This is a genomic window from Brevibacterium sp. ZH18, assembly GCF_022748595.1.
Taxonomy (GTDB): domain Bacteria; phylum Actinomycetota; class Actinomycetes; order Actinomycetales; family Brevibacteriaceae; genus Brevibacterium.
Genome location: NZ_JALDSX010000058.1, coordinates 1 through 21,089 on the forward strand (window position 1 = coordinate 1; position 21,089 = coordinate 21,089).

At 64.5% G+C, this 21,089-nt stretch carries 14 protein-coding genes; 4 read left to right on the plus strand and 10 right to left on the minus strand.

The window, feature by feature from the left end; all coding sequences use genetic code 11:
• Window positions 1-88: 88 nt before the first annotated feature.
• Genes MPN20_RS15395 through MPN20_RS15420 form a run of 6 tightly spaced genes read right to left on the minus strand, consistent with a single transcriptional unit; the run spans window position 89 to window position 6,553 of the window.
• Window positions 89-877: an HpcH/HpaI aldolase/citrate lyase family protein gene (locus MPN20_RS15395; protein WP_242783553.1), complete on the minus strand. Its 789-nt coding sequence runs from the start codon at window positions 875-877 to the stop codon at window positions 89-91.
• On the minus strand, window positions 862-1,647 hold the full coding sequence (locus MPN20_RS15400) for a fumarylacetoacetate hydrolase family protein (protein ID WP_242783554.1): 786 nt from the start codon (window positions 1,645-1,647) through the stop codon (window positions 862-864). Before MPN20_RS15400 ends, MPN20_RS15395 begins: the two co-directional genes overlap by 16 nt.
• Window positions 1,648-1,657: 10 nt before the next feature.
• The gene (gene hpaD / locus MPN20_RS15405) at window positions 1,658-2,770 is read right to left on the minus strand and encodes a 3,4-dihydroxyphenylacetate 2,3-dioxygenase (protein ID WP_242783555.1); all 1,113 of its coding nucleotides are present in this window, start codon (window positions 2,768-2,770) and stop codon (window positions 1,658-1,660) included.
• 11 nt (window positions 2,771-2,781) lie between these two features.
• The gene (gene hpaE / locus MPN20_RS15410; RefSeq protein ID WP_242783556.1) at window positions 2,782-4,287 is read right to left on the minus strand and encodes a 5-carboxymethyl-2-hydroxymuconate semialdehyde dehydrogenase; all 1,506 of its coding nucleotides are present in this window, start codon (window positions 4,285-4,287) and stop codon (window positions 2,782-2,784) included.
• A gap of 29 nt (window positions 4,288-4,316) precedes the next feature.
• Window positions 4,317-5,048: a GntR family transcriptional regulator gene (locus MPN20_RS15415; protein WP_242783558.1), complete on the minus strand. Its 732-nt coding sequence runs from the start codon at window positions 5,046-5,048 to the stop codon at window positions 4,317-4,319.
• Window positions 5,045-6,553 carry a fumarylacetoacetate hydrolase family protein gene (locus MPN20_RS15420; RefSeq protein ID WP_242783560.1) on the minus strand — a complete coding sequence of 503 codons (1,509 nt, stop codon included), beginning with the start codon at window positions 6,551-6,553 and terminating at the stop codon, window positions 5,045-5,047. Before MPN20_RS15420 ends, MPN20_RS15415 begins: the two co-directional genes overlap by 4 nt.
• A gap of 283 nt (window positions 6,554-6,836) precedes the next feature.
• On the opposite strand from MPN20_RS15420, the gene MPN20_RS15425 reads away from it, so the two are divergent.
• Both MPN20_RS15425 and MPN20_RS15430 read left to right on the plus strand, forming a co-directional pair.
• On the plus strand, window positions 6,837-7,034 hold the full coding sequence (locus MPN20_RS15425; protein ID WP_242783562.1) for a hypothetical protein: 198 nt from the start codon (window positions 6,837-6,839) through the stop codon (window positions 7,032-7,034).
• Window positions 7,035-7,172: 138 nt separating this feature from the next.
• Window positions 7,173-9,146, plus strand: coding sequence for an FAD-binding monooxygenase (locus MPN20_RS15430; RefSeq protein WP_242783564.1), 1,974 nt, complete (start codon window positions 7,173-7,175; stop codon window positions 9,144-9,146).
• 141 nt (window positions 9,147-9,287) lie between these two features.
• On the opposite strand, the gene MPN20_RS15435 is transcribed toward MPN20_RS15430, so the two are convergent.
• The 4 genes from MPN20_RS15435 to MPN20_RS15450 form a co-directional block, all read right to left on the minus strand.
• The gene (locus MPN20_RS15435; RefSeq protein ID WP_242783566.1) at window positions 9,288-9,746 is read right to left on the minus strand and encodes a hypothetical protein; all 459 of its coding nucleotides are present in this window, start codon (window positions 9,744-9,746) and stop codon (window positions 9,288-9,290) included.
• Between the two features lie 162 nt (window positions 9,747-9,908).
• A complete protein-coding gene (locus tag MPN20_RS15440) occupies window positions 9,909-11,753 on the minus strand; it encodes a DUF222 domain-containing protein (protein ID WP_242783568.1) in 1,845 nt (614 codons plus the stop codon).
• 96 nt (window positions 11,754-11,849) lie between these two features.
• A complete protein-coding gene (gene udk, locus MPN20_RS15445; protein ID WP_242783570.1) occupies window positions 11,850-12,461 on the minus strand; it encodes a uridine kinase in 612 nt (203 codons plus the stop codon).
• 158 nt (window positions 12,462-12,619) lie between these two features.
• Window positions 12,620-14,218, minus strand: coding sequence for an FCD domain-containing protein (locus MPN20_RS15450; protein WP_242783571.1), 1,599 nt, complete (start codon window positions 14,216-14,218; stop codon window positions 12,620-12,622).
• A gap of 186 nt (window positions 14,219-14,404) precedes the next feature.
• On the opposite strand from MPN20_RS15450, the gene MPN20_RS15455 reads away from it, so the two are divergent.
• Window positions 14,405-17,839 carry a bifunctional proline dehydrogenase/L-glutamate gamma-semialdehyde dehydrogenase gene (locus MPN20_RS15455; RefSeq protein ID WP_242783573.1) on the plus strand — a complete coding sequence of 1,145 codons (3,435 nt, stop codon included), beginning with the start codon at window positions 14,405-14,407 and terminating at the stop codon, window positions 17,837-17,839.
• A gap of 321 nt (window positions 17,840-18,160) precedes the next feature.
• Entirely contained in the window at window positions 18,161-21,058 is a 2,898-nt protein-coding gene (locus MPN20_RS15460) for an ExeM/NucH family extracellular endonuclease (RefSeq protein WP_242783575.1), read from the plus strand.
• The last annotated feature ends 31 nt before the right edge of the window (window positions 21,059-21,089 follow it).

Sequence of the window (21,089 nt, forward strand, 5' to 3'; positions counted from 1 at the left end):
GAGATACGACAAGCTCGCCATCACCTATCGAGCGGCCGTCGTGATCAGCGCGATCCTGACATGGCTCCGCCAATAAAGGAGACATGCCCTAGTCCTGCACCCACCTGTCGGCCCAAGCACGAGCGCCGTTCATCATCAGCCCCACGTCGGCACCGACGAGGACGAACGAGGCACCGGCATCGAGGTACTTCTGGGCCTGCTGCGGGTCGAAGGCATTGACGCCGAAGAGCTTGCCTGCGGCTTTGACAGCGTCGAATGTCCGCAGCACCGCATCGGTGACATCGGGATGCGTCTGCTGCCCGAGGAGCCCCATCGATGCGGCGAGGTCCGAGGGCCCGACGAATACCGCGTCGACACCGTCGACCGCAGCGATCTCGGCCGCGTTGTCGACAGCCGTGGCCGACTCGATCTGGATCGTCAGGGACACGAGATCCGCGGCCCTGCCCAGGTAGTCCGGGACGCCATTCCACCGAGATGCCCGGGCCAGGGCCGACCCCACCCCGCGTACACCGCGAGGCGGGTAATGCACGGAACGCACGGCCGCCTCGGCGTCGGTAGGGGTATCGACCATCGGGACCAGCAAGTTCTGCGCACCGAGGTCGAGGAACTGCTTGATGAGCACCTGATCGTTGACCGGCACCCGCACGACGGGCGTCGCGGGGTATCCGTTCATGGCGCGCAGCAGACTGGTCGTGGTTTCAAGGCCGATGGGCGAATGCTCGGCGTCGATGAGCACCCACTGCATCCCGGAGGCCGCAGCGATCTCCGCGGCGACCGGCGAGCCGGAGCAGACCCACATGCCGGCCAGGTGTTCTCCCTCGCCCAGCCCGCGCACGCGCTGAGTGAAGGTCGGCGGCAGATCTACTCGAAACGGCATGTGATGACTCCCAGATCTCCGTAGTCGGCGTGGACGGTGTCGCCCGGGCTGACCCACATCGGGCGGGTGAACGAACCCGCCAGAACGGTCTCGCCAGCCTTGAGGACGTCACCGTGCTCGGCCAGCTTGTTGGCCAGCCACACGATTCCGCGAGCCGGGTGGTCGAGCACAGCGGCTGCCAAGCCGGAATCCTCGACGGATTCGTTGCGATAGAGCAGCGCACCCACTCGACGCAGGTCGACGGCGTCGGCGGCAACCGGACGACCGCCGAGGACCATGGCCCCCAGCGCGGCGTTGTCCGAGATGGTGTCGACGATGGTGCGCCCCTCCATCTCGATCCGCGAGGACAGCACCTCGAGTGCTGGCACCACGTACTCGGTGGCGCGGAGGACGTCGATGAGAGTGACGTCGGGACCGCGCAGCTCGTCCTTGAGGACGAACGCCAACTCGACCTCGACCCTCACACCCGAATACTGCGAATGGTCGATGACCGACCCGGTGTCATAGACCTGGTCGGCGAAGATCACGCCGTAGTCCGGCTCGCTGATCCCTGTCGCCTGCTGCATCGGTTTGGACGTCAGCCCGATCTTGTGGCCGAACAGCTTCCGTCCGGCAGCCTCGCCTCGGCGCCGCCATTCGTTCTGCACGGCGTAGGAGTCCTCGACGGTCATGTCGGGGTACTTCGCCGTGAGCCGGCCGATCTTCGTCCGGTCCTTCTCGGCCTGTGCCAGATCGTCGGCTATCGCCGTGATCGTCGTGTCGTCGAGCATGTGCGTCTCCTCAGAGCTGGTGGCCCAGTTTGAACTCGTCTTCACCGTCATCGACGCCAGAGTGCTCGCCGAATGTGGTCGTGGCATCCTCACGACGCGTGTAGGAGAATCCGTCGGCGCCGATCGTCACGTCCATCTCCGAATCGTCGGTGCGCTGGACGAGTGTGACCGGATTGCCGTCGAGGTCGAGCACCATCGAGGCATCCGTGTACCAGGACGGGACGACCGGGTTGCCCCACCAGTCGCGGCGCTGATTGTCGTGAACGTCCCAGGTCACGCGCGGGTTGTCCGGGTCGCCGGTGTAGTAGTCCTGCGTGTAGATCTCGATCCGGTGACCATCGGGGTCGCGCAGATAGAGATAGAACGCGTTCGAAACTCCGTGTCGGCCCGGGCCGCGTTCGATCGTGTCGGACAGGCGCAGTGCTCCGAGCTTGTCGCAGATCGCGAGGATGTTGTGCTTCTCGTGGGTGGCGAAGGCGACGTGGTGCATACGCGGTCCGTCTCCACCGGTCATCGCCGTGTCGTGGACGGTCGACTTGCGACGCATCCACGAGGCGTAGACGGTTCCCTCGGCATCCTGGATGTCCTCGGTGACCCGGAAGCCCAGGTTCTCCATGTAGTCCACAGCCCTCGGCACATCAGGGGTGACCTGGTTGAAGTGGTCGAGCCGGACCAGGGCTCCCGGCGAATAGAGGTCGTAGCGCCAGGCCAGTCGCTCGACGTGCTCGACGTCGTAGAAGAACTCGTACGGGAAACCCAGCGGGTCCTGCACGCGCACCGAGTCGCCGATGCCTTTGACGAAGCCATCCTTGCTGCGTTTGACGGGGCAGCCCAGCTCACGGAAGTAGGCCTCGGCGGCGTCGACGTCTTCAGGACTGCGCACACGGTAGGAGAATGCGGCAACCGCTGCGACAGGACCTTCGCGCAGCACAAGATTGTGATGGATGAACTCCTCCATCGAGCGCAGGTACACGCTCGTCTCGTCCTCCTCGGTGACCTGCAGGTCGAGGACGTCGACATAGAAGTCCCGGGACTTCTTGAGATCGGTGACGATGATCTCCATGTAGGCACAGCGGACGATGTCCGGTGCCGGAACGGTTGGGACAGGGACTGTTTGGGACATGTGTTTTCCTCTCACTGCTTCCCGAAGACCGGATTGTGAACCTCGCCGAGGTTGATGTGCACGGACTGCTGTTCCGTGTAGAAATCGATCGACCGGTAGCCGCCCTCGTGTCCGAGGCCAGAGGCCTTGACACCGCCGAATGGGGTCCGCAGGTCACGGACGTTGTTCGAGTTCAGCCACACCATTCCGGATTCGACGGCCTGCGAGAAGTTGTGGGCGCGCTTGAGGTCGGAAGTCCAGATGTAGGCCGCGAGGCCGTACTTCGTGTTGTTGGCCAGCTGCAGCGCCTCTTCATCGGATTTGAACGGAGTGATCGCGACAACGGGTCCGAAGATCTCCTCCTGGAAGATCCGTGCGTCGGGGGTGACGTCGGCGAACACGGTCGGCTCGACGAAGTTTCCTGTCTCGAATCCTTCGGGACGTCCACCGCCGGCGACGAGGCGAGCCTCTTCCTTGCCGATTTCGACGTAGGACATGACCTTGTCATAGTGCTCGGGATGGACCAGTGCGGCCACCTCAGTGCTGGGATCCGAGGGCAGACCCACCTTCACGCGCTTGGCCTGGGCGGCGTAGCGTTCGACAAACTCGTCGTAGATCGACTCTTCGACGAGGATGCGCGAACCGGCGGTGCAGCGTTCGCCGTTGAGGGAGAATACGCCGAAGATTGTGGCGTTGATCGCGGCGTCGAGGTCCGCATCGGCGAAGACAACGGCCGGTGACTTTCCGCCGAGCTCCATCGATAGGCCCTTGAGCCAAGGAGCGGCGTTGGCGAAGATCGTCTGACCCGTGCTCGATTCGCCAGTGAAGGAGATGAGGGGGACGTCAGGGTGCTTGACCAGGGAGTCTCCGGCATAGCCCTCTTCGCCGAAGCCGTTGACCATGTTGAACACGCCCCGGGGAAGGCCTGCCTCTTCGAAGATCCCGGGCCACAGTGAGGCTGAGAGCGGAGTGAACTCGGCCGGTTTGAGCACGACCGAGTTGCCGGTCGCAATCGCCGGGCCGAGCTTCCATGACTCAAGCATGAACGGGGTGTTCCACGGGGTGATGAGCCCGGCGACGCCGATGGGCTTGCGATTGACATAGTTAGCCTGGCGACCGGGCACCTTAAACGCGTCATCGACCTGGGCGACGATGAGGTCGGCGAAGAACCGGAAGTTCTCCGCGGCGCGGTTGGCCTGACCCTTCGCCTGGGTGATCGGCAGACCCGAGTCATAGGACTCCATCGCTGCGAGCTCGTCGCCGCGAGTCTCGACGATATCGGCGATCCTGTTAAGGACGCGGGCACGCTCACGCGGCAGCATCGTCGGCCATGGGCCTTCGTCGAAGGCCTTCTTCGCCGAGGCGACTGCCCGGTCGATGTCGGCCTTCTTCCCGGAGGCGGCCTTGATGTACGGCTCGTTGGTCACCGGGTTGATGACGTCGAACTCCTCGCCGTCGAGCGAGTCGACGAACTGTCCGTCGATGTAGTGGCGGATCTTCTCGGGCAGACCGGCAGGAGCTGTGGTGACATCGGTCATGACATGTCCTCTTCTCTCTGGGTGGTTGCTTAGGCTGTTGCGGTTGGTGTGGCTGCTGGGCTCTTGGACTGAGCCTCTTGGTATCTGCGCAGGGTCGCCGACCGGTGGCTGCGCACGACGCGTTCGATCTCCTCCGCCGAGGCGCGGGCCCGGATGAGTGCGACGATGCGGGCATGCTCGTCGACGGACCCTCCAGCCCGGTCGGGCACGAAGGAGAATGTCGAGTTCCGCAGGTGCGCCAGACGGTCCCACTCGACGGTGACCAAGGAGTGCAGCCGCTCGTTGGGGCAGCGCCGGAACAGCGCAGCATGGAATTCGTGGTTGAGGCGGGTGAACTCCGTCGGATCGAAGTTCGTCAGCAGTGCCCGCATGCGCTCGTTGATCGCCTCTGCTTCGTCAAGGTCCTCGTCGCTGAGGAACTCCAGAGCCTGCGCTGTCGCTGCCCCCTCGAGGATCGCGACGGCTTCCATCGACTGCACGTAGGAACTCTGGTCGACCATCGCCACCCGCGCCCCGACGTTGCGTTCGAAGGTCACGAGCCCGTCGGCTTCGAGCCGGCGGATGGCCTCACGGACCGGGACGACCGAGGTGTCGAACTCCACCGCGATCTGCGCAAGCACGAGCTTATGTCCGGGCTCATAGGTCTGATCGGCGATGCGCTCGCGGATCCACCGGTACGCGGACTCGGCCTTGCTCAGCGAGGCCGCCGGGGATGTGGCTATTTCAGCCGTCGTCTCGTCGGCTGACTTGGCGGTCTTCATCGCGCGGCCTTCCAGGCTTCGAACTTCTCTTTCCACTCACCCTTGGGCGGGAACAGGCCTTCGATCGGATTGCCGGCAGCGACCTGCTCGGCCACCCAACCGTCTTCGATCTCCTTGGCCAGCGCTGCGTCGACGACTTCTTCGGCGAGATCGCGCGGGATCACGACGACTCCATCGTCGTCTCCGACGATCACATCGCCGGGCAGGACTGTGACGTTTCCGCAGGCGACGGCCACATCGGATTCCCACGGCACATGCTTGCGCCCGAGGACTGCCGGGTTCTTCGCGGTCGCGAACACCGGCAGGATTCCGGCTACCTCGGCGGAGTCCCGGACTCCCCCGTCGGTGACGACACCGGCGGCTCCCTGCGCCTTCGCCCGCAGAGCGAGCACGTCGCCGAGCGTCCCCGACCCGGATTCGCCGCGCGCCTCGATGACGATGACTTCGCCGTTCTGCAGAGAGTCGAATGCTCGCTTCTGCGCGTTGTAGCCCCCGCCGTGGGACTTGAAGAGGTCCTCACGGTTGGGCACGAAGCGCAGTGTCTTCGCGGTGCCGACGACCTTGGTGCCGGGCACCAGGGCCGAGACACCGTCGATGACGACGTTGTTGAGTCCGCGCGAACGCAGCTGAGCCGACAGGCCGGCGGTAGGAGCCTCGCCCAGCTTCTCGCGCAGCTTTGCGCTCAGGGGCTGGGATGCTGGCCGTGCGGCGTCGTTCTGGTTGTCAGCGTTCTGCGGTGCCAGGCCGGCGGCTTCGCGGGATCCCCAGGCATCGATCTGCAGGGCTTCGTCAACGGCAGGAACACTGCCGAGCGATTCGTCGAAGTCGCCGCGACCCTCGATGACTGGTGTGACGAGGCGGCCCGAGCTCAGTTCAGCTCCCGTGCTCGCCGAGGTGGTCGTGACCTCGACCTCGACCGTGTCCCCGGGGACGACGACGGACGAGCCCTTCGGGGTGCCGGTGAGGACGACGTCACCGGGCTCGAGGGTGAAGTGCTGGCTGAGATCGGCGACGATCCGCGGCAGCGAGAAGATGAGCTGCTGTGCGCTCGATCCGTCGTCCTGGACGAGCTCCCCGTTGACCCAGGTGCGCAGGCGCAGGGACTGCGGATCCACCTCGGCGGCGGGAATGATCTCGGGGCCCAGCGGCGTGTAGCCGTCGCGGCTCTTTGAACGGACGTTGGAGCCCTTGTCCGGAGCTTTCATGTCGTAGAGACCGAAATCGTTGGCCCCGGTCACGCCCTCAACATGGGTCCAGGCGTCCTCCTCGGAGACGTAGCGCGCCTGCCTGCCGATGACGACCGCGATCTCACCCTCGAAGGCGAGCAGCGAAGTTCCGGCCGGGCGTTCGATCGCATCTCCCGACGCCGCCAGCGAGCTGGTGGCTTTGAGGAAGTAAGACGGCTGTGCGGGCCGCTTGCCGCGCTGAGCAGCACGGGACTCATATGCCACGTGGACGGCGATGACCTTGCCCGGAGTGACAGGAATTCCAGCTGGAGTCGACATCGACCTCACACCTCACTTTGATTGGATTCTCTCAGAATCGTATATGATGCGGCGTTGGGGAACAAGGGCCCGCATCACAGTCTTCGGCGCGAAAGCACTGGCATCGGCACCGCCGCACCCGCACCCGCACCCGTACCTGCACCAGAACCCGGACCGACAGCAGTGCAGCCGGCGACAACAGACATAGGAGTCACGGTGCGTCAGACGCGCCACCCAAGGGCAGACGGCGTTCACCACCGTCGGCATCGGCTTCCTGCCGACGGACGATTCGATCATCGTCTCCTTGCCCTTCCCGTCCAGAGTGAGATTCGCGGCTGCCCCGGCCTCCTACGCGATCGGTTCGATCGCCGGCGAAGCCTTCGCCCTCGCGATCACGAAGGCACTGGTCGCATCCACGGGAACGACCACCTCGGCGGCCCTCTACCCGGCTGGAGCGACTGCGATCATGCTGGCCCCGGCCGCACAGAAGCGCGGTCCGTGAGTCCGATCATCGGCACCCGCTCGGGGTCAGCCGCGTCAACACATGATCTGTGCGGCAAGTCACTCACTCGATGGAAGATCGTATATGAACTGATAGTATTTAGTAATCACGAGGACGTGTGACAAACCGGAGGTTGACATGCATTTTCATCAGCACGGCTATGTGTCCGCTGATCCGCGGATCGAAGCGGCCGCAGGCTACGGGATCGATCGCCCAGAGGAACTGCCCGACGAGGTCGATGTCCTCATCGTCGGCAGCGGCCCTGCAGGCATGATCGCCGCGGCACAGCTCTCCCAGTACCCGGAGGTCAACACCCGTTTGATCGAGAAGCGCGACTCTCGGCTCGTCATCGGGCAAGCCGATGGCATCCAGGCACGGTCGGTGGAGACCTTCCAGGCATTCGGATTCGCCGAGGAGATCATGCGCGAGGGCTATCACATCGTCGATATGGCTTTTTGGAATCCGGACCCGAAGAACCCCGAGCACATTATCCGCACCGGTCGGCCGAAGGACGATGAGGCCGGAATCAGCGAGTTCCCGCACCTCATCGTCAACCAGGCACGAGTCCTGGACTACTTCGCGCAGTTCGCCAAGCAGTCCCCCGCTCGGATCACCCCCGACTACGGCATCGAGTTCGTCGATCTGCAGGTCGCCGAGGTGGGCGTTGGCTCCGGAACCTCCGGCTCAGCCGATTCCGATCATCCCGTCACGGTCACGGTCCGCTACACCGCCGGCGAGCGCGCCGGTGAGGAGCGCACCATCCGCGCCGGCTATGTCATCGGCTGCGACGGCGCCCGCTCGGGCGTGCGCAAGTCGATCGGCCGGACGATGACCGGCGACCAGGCCAACCACGCATGGGGCGTCATGGACGTGCTTGCGAACTCAGACTTCCCCGACATCCGCACGAAGTGCGCGATCTCCTCGAAACACGGCAACATCCTCCACATTCCTCGCGAGGGCGGCCATCTGTTCCGTATGTACGTCGACCTAGGAGAGGTCCCCGCAGACGATGCACGCAAGGTGCGGGAAACGAGCGTCGACGACATCATCGCCCGGGCCAACGCGATCATCAGCCCCTACAGCATCGACGTGAAGAACGTCGCTTGGCACAGCGTCTACGAAGTTGGGCACCGACTCACGGATGCCTTCGACGACACCGACGACACGACACCGGGTTCGCCGAGCCCGCGCGTGTTCATCACCGGCGATGCCTGCCACACACACTCGGCGAAGGCCGGTCAGGGCATGAACGTCTCCATGCAGGACGGCTTCAACATCTCGTGGAAGCTCGGTCAGGTGCTGTCAGGACGGTCATCACACGAACTGCTGCGCACCTATTCCGCCGAGCGCCAAGTTGCCGCGAAGAACCTCATCGACTTCGACAAGGAATGGTCGACTTTGATGGCGACTCCGCAGGAAGACCTGCCGGACGAGACTTATCTGCAGGACTTCTACGTCAAGACTGCCGAGTTCCCCGCCGGGTTCATGACCGAGTACGCGGAATCGATGATCACCACAGCCCCCCGTCATCAGGAGCTGGCCAGCGGATTCCCTGTGGGCAAGAGGTTCAAGTCGGCGCGAGTCCAACGCACCTGCGACTCCAATTTCGTTCATCTGGGTCATGAAGCCAGGGCCGACGGCCGCTGGCGCATCTACGTCTTCGCCGATGGGGCGGCGCCGACGGTCGGTGGAGGCAGGACGAGTTCGACTGGCAAGACGGGAGCGCCCGGACCTGATACGTCGAAGGTCACGCAGCTGGCCGAATGGCTCGAATTCGATCCGGCCTCGCCTCTGGTCAGGTATCGCCGCGAGGGCGAGGACCTCGATGCACTCGTCGAGCTCAGCGTCGTCTACCAGCAGGAGCACACGGAGTTCTCGTTCCCCGACGTCCCGACAGTCTTCCGCCCGCACGTGGGCGAGTTCGATCTCGAATACGTAGAGAAGATCTTCGCGACTCTGCCCGATGAGGACATCTTCGAGGAGCGCGGAATCAGCCGTGACGGTGCCGTGGTCGTCGTTCGACCTGACCAGTACGTCTCGGGCATCTTCCCGTTGGACGCTCACGATGAGATCAGCGAATTCTTCGAAGGAGTATTCCTCTCCGAGAAGTGATGCGCCTTCAGCGATGAAGTCAGTGCCCTCAGCCTTCTGGGTCAGCCCAGCCTGAGGGCACTCCTGTGTCGGCATCGCTCGGTGTGAAAGGGTGCTGTGGCTAGGGGCGCTGTGCCTGGGTGTGCTGCGGCGACGATCGTTTCAGCGCCGACGACGGCACCCACCGATCAATCCGCAGATTCCAGCAGCGATCAGCGCACAGCTGCCCAACGCCCAGAAGATCGATCCGGGTGCGGGGTAGCCGACTGCCATTCCACCAGTCGGGCGCCCCTGCTCATCCTGACCGTCCCACATGAGAATCGGAGGGTCCAACACCATCGCCAGCAGAAACACGATCAGGGCCACGCCTACGACGAAAGTCACCACCGACCAAGTCCTGAGAGGGTTGAACATCCACGCAGTCATGGCACAGGCCCCGATAAGGCCCCAGACGAGCAGGAACTCTGCCATCAGGTTCTGCCCCGAGAGCGGAAGCTCGCCCAAGGAGGTATAGACGATTCCCGGTCCGGTCGTCGTTCTGCTGTCGAGGAACGGCACCCAGATCATCACCGCCCACGCCGCAATCGCCGCCAATGGGAGCAGCCGGGCGAATATCGTCATCCGGTCCACAGGCAGTCTGCGGCCGGGACGCACGCTTGTCTGCCGCCCAGCGCCTGAACTCGTCTGCTGCCCCTCGGTCTCCATGCCACTCAGTCTCCGTCGCCCACGTGTGTCAGAGATGACGGGCATGTTCCAGATCCGACACGCGCTGCCTGCCCCGCATCAGCCGGCACGGCAGAGAGCGTCATGCAGACTCGCTTCGACACAGCTGTCCTTTGGAGTCTCCCCAACCGGCCTTTTGGGACCGCTGCTCCTTTGCCGCTGTCGCTGCGGTGGACGAAACGTCTCTGAGCGTTCGCCGTATCTGGCCGGCAAAGTCGGTGGAAGCGGAATGCACACGACCAGTTCCACGAACTCAGCGTCAGGTGTCCACTCGGGCTCGGGCAGATTCTCTTGCACAACCTCCGCGCGTTGCACTGCTGCGTGCTGGCGCGCTTCCGCTTCGGTGATCGGGAGGAAATCAAGCTCAACCTCCCGCTGCGCGGAGATCTCTGCGGCCTGGTCCCCAGGCGATTCCACCTCGAAGCTGTCAGGCTCACCCTCCTGGTCAACTTCCTGCTTCGGCGGAGACTTTGTTCGATCCGACGTCTTCGGTGCCAGCAGCCCTGCAAACTTCTGCCTCCACTCGGAGGCAACACCGCCACCCGCTGAATCTCTTGCGGCTCGTTCTTCGGGACTATCGGCCTCAGCTGCAGTAGCCTGTCCGGAATCGGGTGGATCGTCGACGAATGGGCGTCGTGGATATTTCATCCGTCTGACGAACGGGCCAGTCGTCACTCCGTGCTCTTGGCCGCTGGGTGTGATGACGTTCAGCCCTTCCGCCGTGGCCTTGTGAGTCCAGCCCGGATGTTCCTTCGCGTAGTTGCAGGCGGCACACAGCCCTGACCCGTTCTCCCACGATGTTTCGCCACCCGTGGCATAGCTGTCGGCATGATCGGCGTGCTTGATCCGAGCATCGCACCACGGCGTTCTGCACAGATCATCGCGAAACACGACCATCTGCCGTAGTCGTCCGGTGAAGGCACGACCGCGGGACTCCGCTCCCACCAACTGACCGTCGGTGACACGGGTGAACATCCGGCGGATGAAGATCTCAGCCTCATTGCAGGCGAGGAAGCTCCTGGCCGTCTTCGCCGGCAGCGGTCCGAACCCCGGCATCCACGCCGGCACCATTCCGTCGGCGAACAGAGACTCCGCTTCGATGACAACGTGGACTTCGGTCGGCACTGCTGTGGCCGATGTCTGACCAGTCAGCCGCTCGACACAGGTGTCAGCCATGAGCTGACTGTGCCGACGACCGTCTGCGTCGCCGGCAGCCAGCGCCGAATCTGCCGCAGCCTTCAGCCCTTCATAGGCCGCGAGCGCCTGCTCAAGGGGAAGTATCGCAGAAACCCGGCCCATCCCGTCATCGAGCGGAGTCATCGTCACCCGTCGACTGGCGATCGCCTTCTCTGCTCGCTCAGCGGCCACCTCGGCGTTCATCTCCATCGCCAACGATCGCACCTCGGTGCGCAGACTGCGCAGACCAACGGGCCCCAGGCTCATCTTCATACGCGTATCGACCTTTCCCCGGTCGACGACATCGAGCGTCGACGTCTCGTCGACCATGATGCGTGCTTTGTCCTCGGAGATCTCACCGGAGGCGAGCGCCTTGAAGGTATTCGGCAGCTGAGTCACGATCGCACGGGAATTCGCCAGAAACTTCCGACCGGCCCCGGGCGAGACCTTCTTTGCCAGTGCCACCTCTTCGCCCGCACGCACGCCACGTTCACGGGCGGGCACGTCGTTGAGCGCGTCTCGCCGGGCACGCAGCGTTTCGAACGTCACAGCCTCTCGCGACTGTGCCGAGGCGACCGTCGATCTCAGGCTTTCAAACGCAGTGATCCGAGCGAGCGTGGAGAGCTCCGTCGTTGCAGGCTCACACTCGCGCAGCATTCGGGCGAAGCGATCGATCTCATCGAGCAGATCGAGCTCCGTCAGCGGAGTGGGGACGTCCTGAGTGTCCATGTGAAGACACTACAAGTCAGTACTGACACCAGAACTTGAGACAGGCAGTTCTCTTACTCGGCCTGTCCCTCTATCCGAGCGCGGTCGACGAGATCCCTATCGGAGGTCCCGCTGGATACGGTTGAGCACCATGTCCATAGCCACGATGTTGTGCCCGCCATCAGGAATGATGATGTCCGCGTTGCGCATCGAAGGCTCGACGTAGAGTTCGTGCATCGGCTTCACCGTCCCCAGGTACTGGTCCTCGACGGACTGCAGGGTCCGTCCGCGTTCGACGACATCGCGTTTGATCCGTCGGAGCAACCGGACATCGGCGTCCGTGTCGACGAACAGTTTGATGTCGAGCAGATTGCAGATCCGCGGTTCGGCGAAGATGAGGATGCCCTCGACGATGATCACGGGCGAGGGTTCGACGAGCGTCGTGCGATCGCTGCGGTTGTGGATCGAGAAGTCGTAGACCGGGCTCTCGACCGATTTCGACGCCCGCAGGGCCGTGAGGTGCTCGACGAAGAGGTCGTTGTCGAAGGCGTCGAGGTCGTCGTAATTGACCCTCTCGCGCTCTTCGTAGGTCAGCTCGTCCCGCCGCTTGTAGTAGTTGTCGTGGAACAGCACCGAGGGCGGGCCCGCGCACTTCTCCAACAGTGCCTGGGTCAGAGTCGTCTTCCCGCTGCCGGTGCCGCCGGCCACTCCCACAATCAAGGTCTCCACGGTTCAACTATCCCTTTCGGCTTCGACTTTCCCCAAATCTATACCAGCCGTCCCGCGCCGAGGTGGTCCACCGGGCCGTCATCCGCTAAGTCAATCGGGGCGCCGGTTCGGCTGGGTCGCTGAGTCAGCTGGGTCGTCAAGTCAGCTGGGTCGTCAAGTCAGTTGGGCCGTCGAGTCAGCTGGGTCCACAGCTCTTGGTCGAACCGCCGTCGGGCGAAGAGACCGGCCATGTGCCGCACCGCATTGTCGACCTTCCCCCGCCAGGCTACGATCGCACTCTCCGCATCCCCGCGAGACAGAGCTCGCAGCATCACTCGGTCGTCGCTGAGGATGCGGTCGCTGGCGGGCGAGTAGTCGAGCTGCAGCACGGAGATGAATAGCCGCAGACGCAAAGTCAGTGACTCGAACGACCGCGCACTCTGCCGCAGCCCTGAGGCTCGGGCGAGCTCCTGTTGGAAGTGGAGGTCGGCATCCTCGACGTCGACGCCGCTCTTCGTTGCGGCCGCGGCTTCCACCTGGCGAAGCGCTATCTGGACCGGAACGAAATACCGCTTCGGCTGTAGGGCCAGCGACCTCAGAAGGATTTCGCCCACAGCCATGCGACCTGCATACAGGTCGAGGACGTCGACGGTCGTGATGAGCGGGATCCTTGCGCCTCCGCGGGAACCGTCGAGGAGCTTGTCGTCGACCATCCTGCGCAGGGCCGCATCCACCGAGGCCCGAGGCACCTGCATGCGGCGCGAGAGAAGCAGCGGGCTGATCCGGTCACCGGGTTGGTAGCCGGAGTCGATGATCTCTTCGCGCAGGGCGATCGCGAGGTGTTCTGTGATGGACCTCGTCTCCTTCGGCAACCACGAAGAGATCTCCATTGAGTCAGAAGAAATGGAACTTCTCGGAGCTTCACCCGGACTCTCCCTATGCCACAGCACGCCCTCAAACCCGTGCCTGACTCGAGCTGCGACAAGGTCGAGAAGAGAACCGGGGATGTCATGGCACCGCGCCAGAGCGAGCTTGGCCGCGCCGACGAAATCTGCGAACTCCGAATGGATGACGATGCCGTCGGCCTTCGGGAGTGCGCTCGTCTCCCCGAGCGGGTCGAATACGACGAAGTGCTCGCCCTCCACTCCTGCCCGAAGCAGGTCGAGCATCGTCGCCGCCTCGGTCTGCCGATGCTCGCTGCCGAAGCGCTGACGCCAGTGCTGGATGCCGGCCGAGCGCACCGCCGCGACGAGGCCGGCGATGCGGCGCTGGACGCGACGCGCAGAGACGACGCTGCCACCCGCCTCGACTGCGCCGCCGTCACCATCACTGTCCTCGACAGCGTCGGCGGCAGTAGCAGAGGCAGCAGCAGAGGCAGAGGTAGGGGCGACCGAACGAATGCCGATCACGAGCAGAGGGAACCCGCTTGCGACGACGGTCAGCTCATCATTGCCCCGCACCTGCTCGCGGGGCACCGTCATCTCACGCACGGCACGCGAGACGATGCTCTGACTCAGCCCGGTCGCCTCGGCAAGCGCTCGGGTCGAATAGTCCCTCCCGGAGATCCTCGCTCCGGCCGATCCCACAAGCGCCTCGACCACCTGATTGGCCGTGGTCTGGATCGACGGGCGGCCGCTGCGCGGGCGATCCTCGAGGTCCGCCCTCGACATCCACCGACGCAGACTCGACGAGGACACGGCGAACTCAGCGGCCACCTCGGCGATGGATGACACAGCGGTCGCGGCAACTGCGTCGCGTCGCATCTGAGCGGAATACATCACACTATTCTATTACTTCTGACTCAAATATGTCAGTGATCCTAAGCGAGTCCTTATGCTCCGGAACCTACCGGAGCATACTGGGGGCTAATCACCCTCCGACGATCAATGACGACGCGGAACAACGGCGACCAGCCAACCCGGCCAGCTCCCCTTCGAGCCGTCCAACAGAAAAGGAACGAACAGTTGCTGCACACCGACACGGATCTTGACACCCTCACCAGCCGCTCCATCGACACGGTCCGCAGATGGCTGCGCGTGGCGACGACGAAGACCGCTGCGAAGAACCCCGCCGCCGAGCGTCTCTCCGCAGTCCTCTCGGACCCCAATGGGCTGGACTTCACCGTCGGATTCGTCGACCGGGTCGTGCGCACCGATGACGTCCACGCCGCTGCCGATGCTCTCGCGGAGGTGGGCAAGCTCGCTCCCGAGACGATGTCCGCCCTCGACCGCGCGCAGATCAAGACCGGTGCCGCTCTGGCCCGTGCGCTCCCCCAGGTCGTCGTCCCCGCGGCCAGAACCCGCCTGCGCCAGATGGTCGGACACATGGTCGTCGATGCTCGCGACAAGCAGTTCGGCAAAGCCGTCTCGACGCTGACCGCCGGTGGGCACCGCCTCAATATCAACCTCCTCGGCGAGGCCGTCCTCGGCGACGCCGAAGCCGATCACCACCTCGAAGAAACCCATCGTCTGCTGGCTCGTGAGGATGTCGACTACGTCTCGGTCAAGGTCTCCTCGGTCGCTTCGCAGATCTCCATGTGGGCCTTCGACGACACCGTCGACTACGTCGTGGAACGGCTGCGGCCCCTCTACCAGCAGGCGGCGAAAGCACCCACCGGCGCGAAGTTCGTCAACCTGGACATGGAGGAATACCAGGACCTCGAACTCACCATTGCCGTGTTCATGCGCCTGCTCTCCGAGCCGGAGTTCAAGGACCTCGAGGCGGGCATCGTCATCCAGGCCTACCAGCCCGACGCGCTGGGCGCCGTCCAGCGTCTGAGCGAATTCGCGGCCGAGCGTGTGGCCAACGGCGGCGTCGGCCTCAAGGTCCGCCTCGTCAAGGGAGCGAACCTCGCACTCGAGACGGTCCACGCGGAGATCGCCGGCTGGCCGGCGACCACCTGCGATTCGAAGCAGTCCACCGACGCAAACTACAAGCGCGTCCTCCACTGGCTGTTCACACCAGAGCGGATGAAGGGCCTGCGCATCGGCGTCGCCGGCCACAACCTCTTCGACATCGCTTTCGCCCACCACCTGTCCGCCGATTGTCAGGTCACGGGCCGCGTTGAGTTCGAGATGCTCCAGGGCATGGCCTCAGAGCAGGCCGCCGCCGTGACCGAGGACGTCGGCGACCTTCTCCTCTATGTTCCGGCCGTGCATCCGAAGGAGTTCGACGTCGCAATCTCCTACCTCGTGCGCCGGCTCGAGGAGAACTCGGCATCCGAGAACTTCATGTCCGGCATCTTCGACCTCGCCAACGGCAATGAGGTCTTCGAACGCGAGGCCGGTCGCTTCGAAGCAGCCGTCAAGCAGCTCGAAGACATCCTCGCTGTCGATGGGGAATCCGCGCCCGCTCCGAATCGGACTCAGGATCGTTCGACTGAAGAGGATGTCGCCGGTCCAGTACCGGACCAGTTCTTCAACGAACCGGACACCGACCCGTCTCTGCCGGCGAACCAGAAGTGGATCAAGGACACCATCGCCGAGGCGACCGCCCCCGGATACCTCGACGACCGTCCGAAGACGCCGAAGGTCGAATCCGCTGCGGCCCTCGACGACATGATCGCAAAGGGCCGTACGGCCGCCGAGTCCTGGCGCGAGTTGGGCGCTGCCCGTCGTGGGGAGATCCTTCACCGCGCCGCCGAGGTCTTCGCCGCACGCCGCGGAGAGTTCCTTGCCGTCGAGGCCGCCGAAGTCGGCAAGATGCCGTCCCAGTCGGATCCCGAAGTCTCAGAGGCCATCGACTTCATCCGCTACTACGCGCACAACGCGCTGGAGCTGGAGCAGCTCGAGGGTGCGACCTTCACGCCTGATCAGATGGTCGTCGTCACTCCGCCGTGGAACTTCCCCATCGCCATTCCCACCGGCGGTACGGTCGCCGCGCTGGCTGCCGGATCCGCTGTCATCCACAAGCCGTCGAAGTCGACTCCGCACTGCTCGGCACTCATCGTCGACTGCCTGTGGGAGGCGGGTGTGCCGAAGGACGTCCTCCAGCTGTGCACTCCGGCCGACCGGGATCTCAGCCGTCACCTCGTCGCCCACCCGGACGTCGATCGGGTTATCCTCACCGGCGCTTCAGAGACTGCAGCCCTGTTCAAGTCGTTCCGCCCCGATCTGCACGTCAATGCGGAGACCTCGGGCAAGAACGCCCTGGTCATCACCCCGGCAGCCGACCGTGACCTGGCGGTCGCCGACCTTGTGCACTCGGCCTTCGGTCACGCCGGGCAGAAATGCTCGGCAGCCTCGTTGGCGATCATGGTCGGATCCACCTACGATTCCGAGCGCTACCGCCGTCAGCTCATCGACGCCGCCTCGTCGATGATCGTCGACTGGCCCACGAACCTCTCCGCCACGATGGGTCCGCTGACCGAAGACCCCTCCGACAAACTCGAACGCGCCCTGACCTCTCTCGAGCCGGGCGAATCCTGGCTGCTCGAACCCAAGCAGCTCGACGATACCGGGCGCCTCTGGAGTCCCGGCATCAAGGACGGCGTCAAACCGGGATCGTTCTTCCACCTCACCGAGGTCTTCGGCCCGGTGCTCGGCCTCATGCACGCCCGCGACCTCGACGAGGCGATCGAGTTCCAGAACGCCGTCGACTTCGGGCTCACCGGCGGCATCCACTCCCTCGACCCCGAGGAGGTGCGCACCTGGCTCGACCGCGTGCAGGTCGGCAACGCCTACGTCAACCGCGGAATCACCGGCGCGATCGTGCGCCGCCAGTCGTTCGGCGGCTGGAAGCAGTCATCCGTCGGGCTCGGTTCGAAGGCCGGTGGTCCGAACTACCTCATGCTCTTCGGCCACTACTCCGACGATCCCTCGAGTCTGCCGGGCGCCACTGACACGACACAGAACCTCGAGCTCGCGACAGCCGACGACGAGCGTTGGCTGGCCGCGGAGTTCGGTGCGGCCAAGGATCCCAGCGGACTGACCTCGGAGGCCAACATCTTCCGCTATCGCCCGCGTCCGGTCACCCTGCGCGTGACAGCCACGGCGTCGCTGTTCGACCTCGAACGCTCCCTGCATGCTGCGAAGTCCGTCGGCTCGACAGTTCAGCTCTCGGTCGCCGAGGATGTTCCCGCTCCCGTGAAGATCGCCGTCACGAATGCCTCAGTCGCAGCCCGCACCGAGTCCGCAGCGACGTTCGCCGAGATGGTCGGCGACGGGAAGTACGACGATTCCGTCGGAGCCCGGATCCGCGTCCTCGGCCATCAGGAGCCCGAGCTGCTGACCGCCACCGCACCACGTCCAGAGGTCGCGGTCATCGATGAGCCCGTGACCTCCTCGGGGCGGGTGGAGATGCGGTACTACGTGCAGGAGCAGGCTGTGTCGATGACACTGCACCGCTTCGGCAATCCCAGCCGCGATTTCCGCGACCTGGCGGCCGAGCTCAAGGCCTGAGCCAGGAGCCCCCGGTCTCCGCGATCTGTTCGCAGACAGAGAGGACCCGACCACGGCGGACTAGGACGACGATGTCCTCCGTGGTCGGGTGAAGCCTGTTCCGCTCCGGCCAGGGCCTGCCTCGTCTGATAGAGCAAGCCCGCTTGGCAGGTGAGCTTCTTGTATACGAGGCCGACGCCACTCCTCTGTGTCAGTGATCCGGGGTACAGTCAGTTCACACCGTATTCACATGATCGCCACCGAAGTCGACGTGTCGCCGGATAGTGTGCAGGAGATTGCGCCGATTCCGTGCGCGGTGCTCAGACCTCCCGAAAGGCTCACATGACAGTCTCCAAGACGGCCTCCTCATGCGCGGCGCTCAGCCTCGTCGCCGGCTTCGGCCTCGTCCTTCCGCTCGCTCCGGCCCATGCCGCCGACGCACCCCACATCAGCGAGATCGCCTACACGCTCGACACCGACTTCATCGAGATCGCAGCCGACACCGGCACAGACGTCTCGGGCTGGACCGTCGGATCCGTCACCCGCGGCGGCAGTGTCCAAGCTGAAGAGAACACGACGACCATTCCCGACGGCACGACCGTCGGCGACTCGGGCGCACTGGCTGTCGAGGTCCCCATCACGAACTCCGTGAAGTCGGGCTCCGCTGCCGACGGCGACTACGGTTCGAGCGCCTATGCCATCGACGATGACGGCGCACTCATCTCGTTCGCCCAGGTCGGCGGAGTTGTCGACGGCAAGGGCGTGACGGGGAAGTCGAACAAGAACACCCCCGAGGCTGTTGTCGGCCAGGACGCGGAACCCACCGGTGCGACCGCCTCGGGCGGAGAGTCGATCCAGCTCATCGGCGGAGCGTGGAAGTCCGCAGCCCCGACCCCAGATGCGCTTCCCGGCGACGATGGTGACGGCGGAGACGGCGGCGACGAGCCGACACCTGAGGATCTCACTCCAATCGCCGACATCCAGGGAACCGGGGATGAGAGCCCTCTGGCGGGCACAACCGTCAAGACGCGCGGCGTCGTGACCGCTTCCTATCCGACCGGCGGGCTCAACGGCTACTTCGTGCAGACCCCGGGCACCGGCGGTGCCGACGACGAAACCCCCGGAGCATCGGACGGCGTGTTCGTCTACTCCCCCGACACCGTCGCCGACGTCAACATCGGCGACTACGTCGAGCTCACCGGCTCGGTCTCCGAACGCTATGGACAGACTCAGATCTCCGTCTCCGCGAAGGGGCTCACCCCCGTGGATGAGGCCGCCGAGGCGGTCAAGCCGGTCGACGACGAATTCCCCCGCGACGCTGCTGAGCGTGAAGCCCTCGAAGGCATGCTTCTCCAGCCGGGCGGCGAGATGACGGTTGCCGACAACTACAACACGAACACCTACGGCGAGGTCGTCCTGGCCACCGGCAAGGGAACCCTGCTGCAGCCCACGGACGTCGAACGCCCCGGCACAGACGAGGCCAAGGCCATTGAGGCCGACAACCTCGAACGCGAGGTCATCCTCGACGACGGCGCCACCGTGAACTACCTCAAGAACGACCAGGACGTGCCGCTGCCCTACGTCTCGAACGACGCACCTGTACGCGTTGGGGCGAAGGCGACGATGACCTCACCGGTGGTCCTCGGCTTCGACCATGAGAAGTGGCGCTTCCAGCCGACGACGCGTCTGACCGGCGACAACGCCGATGCCGTGCAACCCACGCACTTCTCCGACACACGCACCGATGCGCCGGAAGCAGTCGGCGGTCAGATCAGCATGGCCAGCTTCAACGTCCTCAACTACTTCACGACGACCGGCGATCAGCTGGAGGGCTGCAGCTACTACGACGACCGCGAGGGCAACCACGTCACTGTCCGCAGCGGCTGCGATGCCCGCGGCGCGGCGAATGCCCAGAGCCTCAAGCGGCAGGAGACGAAGATCGTCACCGCGATCAACAAGCTCGACACCTCGGTGGTCTCACTCATGGAGATCGAGAACTCCGCAAAGTTCGGCGAAGACCGCGATGCCGCCCTGCAGACTCTCGTCACACGCCTGAACGAAGCGGCCGGAACCGAGAAGTGGGCTTTCGTCCCCTCCCCGGAGAAGCTGCCCGCTGATGAGGACGTCATTCGCACGGCGCTGATCTACCAACCTGCCGAGGTGGCTCCGCAGAACGAGTCCACGATCCTCGACGATCAGGCTGCGTTCTCGAACGCGCGCGAACCGCTGTCACAGGCCTTCGCTCCGAAGGACGAGTCCGGTGAGGTAGAAGCTGACAAGACCTTCGTGACGATCACGAACCACTTCAAGTCCAAGGGCTCCGGCGAAGGTCCGGGCAACGAGGACACCGGCGACGGGCAGGGGGCGTCGAACGCCGATCGTGTCAAGCAGGCGAAGGCTCTCGTCGGCTTCTCCGATGATCAGCAGAAGGCTGCCGACACCGACCTCGTCTACATGCTCGGCGACTTCAACTCCTACACGCAGGAAGATCCGATGCAGGTCTTCTACGACGCCGGGTTCAAGGACGTCGCAGCTGAGAAGACCGATAAGTCGACCTACGTCTACCAGGGGCGGACCGGAAGCCTCGACCATGTGCTCGCGCTCGACAGTTCAGGTGCTGCGGGGGCTCAGGCGGATGAGCCATCGAGTGCCTTCGACGCGATCACCGGTGCAGATGTCTGGAACATCAACTCGGTCGAAGCCCTGGCACTGGAGTACAGCCGCTTCAACTACAACATCAGCGACTTCTACGCTCCTGACCAGTTCCGTGCCTCGGACCATGACCCCGTTGTCGTCGGACTCTTCGACGCGGCCGATGATGGCGGCGATGCGGGTGCCAGTGAGAACAGCGGCTCGGACAGCGGCGGCAATGCCGACAACGGAGGCGACGAATCCTCGGCTGACGCTGATGGAACCGACAGCTCTAATGGAACCGACAGCGCAGGCGGCTCCGACAGCTCCGACGGTACCGACAGCGCAGGCGGAGGGACCGCCGGCAACGGCGCGAATTCGTCGAGCAGCTCGGACGGATCATCGTCTGCACGTGGTTCGTCAGACGGTGCCTCGAGCAATGCCGATGACAATGCCGGCTCGGGCAGCGATGCCGGCGGTCATCTGCCGCGCACCGGTATGGATCCGACGATGATCATGGCGATCGCGGGCGGGCTCATCCTCGCCGGTGGTGCATTCGTGGCTCTCGCGCGCCGTCGGCGCCTGGGTGGTCTGGGCGGCCGCCTCTAGGATCTCGTTGGTATGAGAGGGAGAAGTCTGC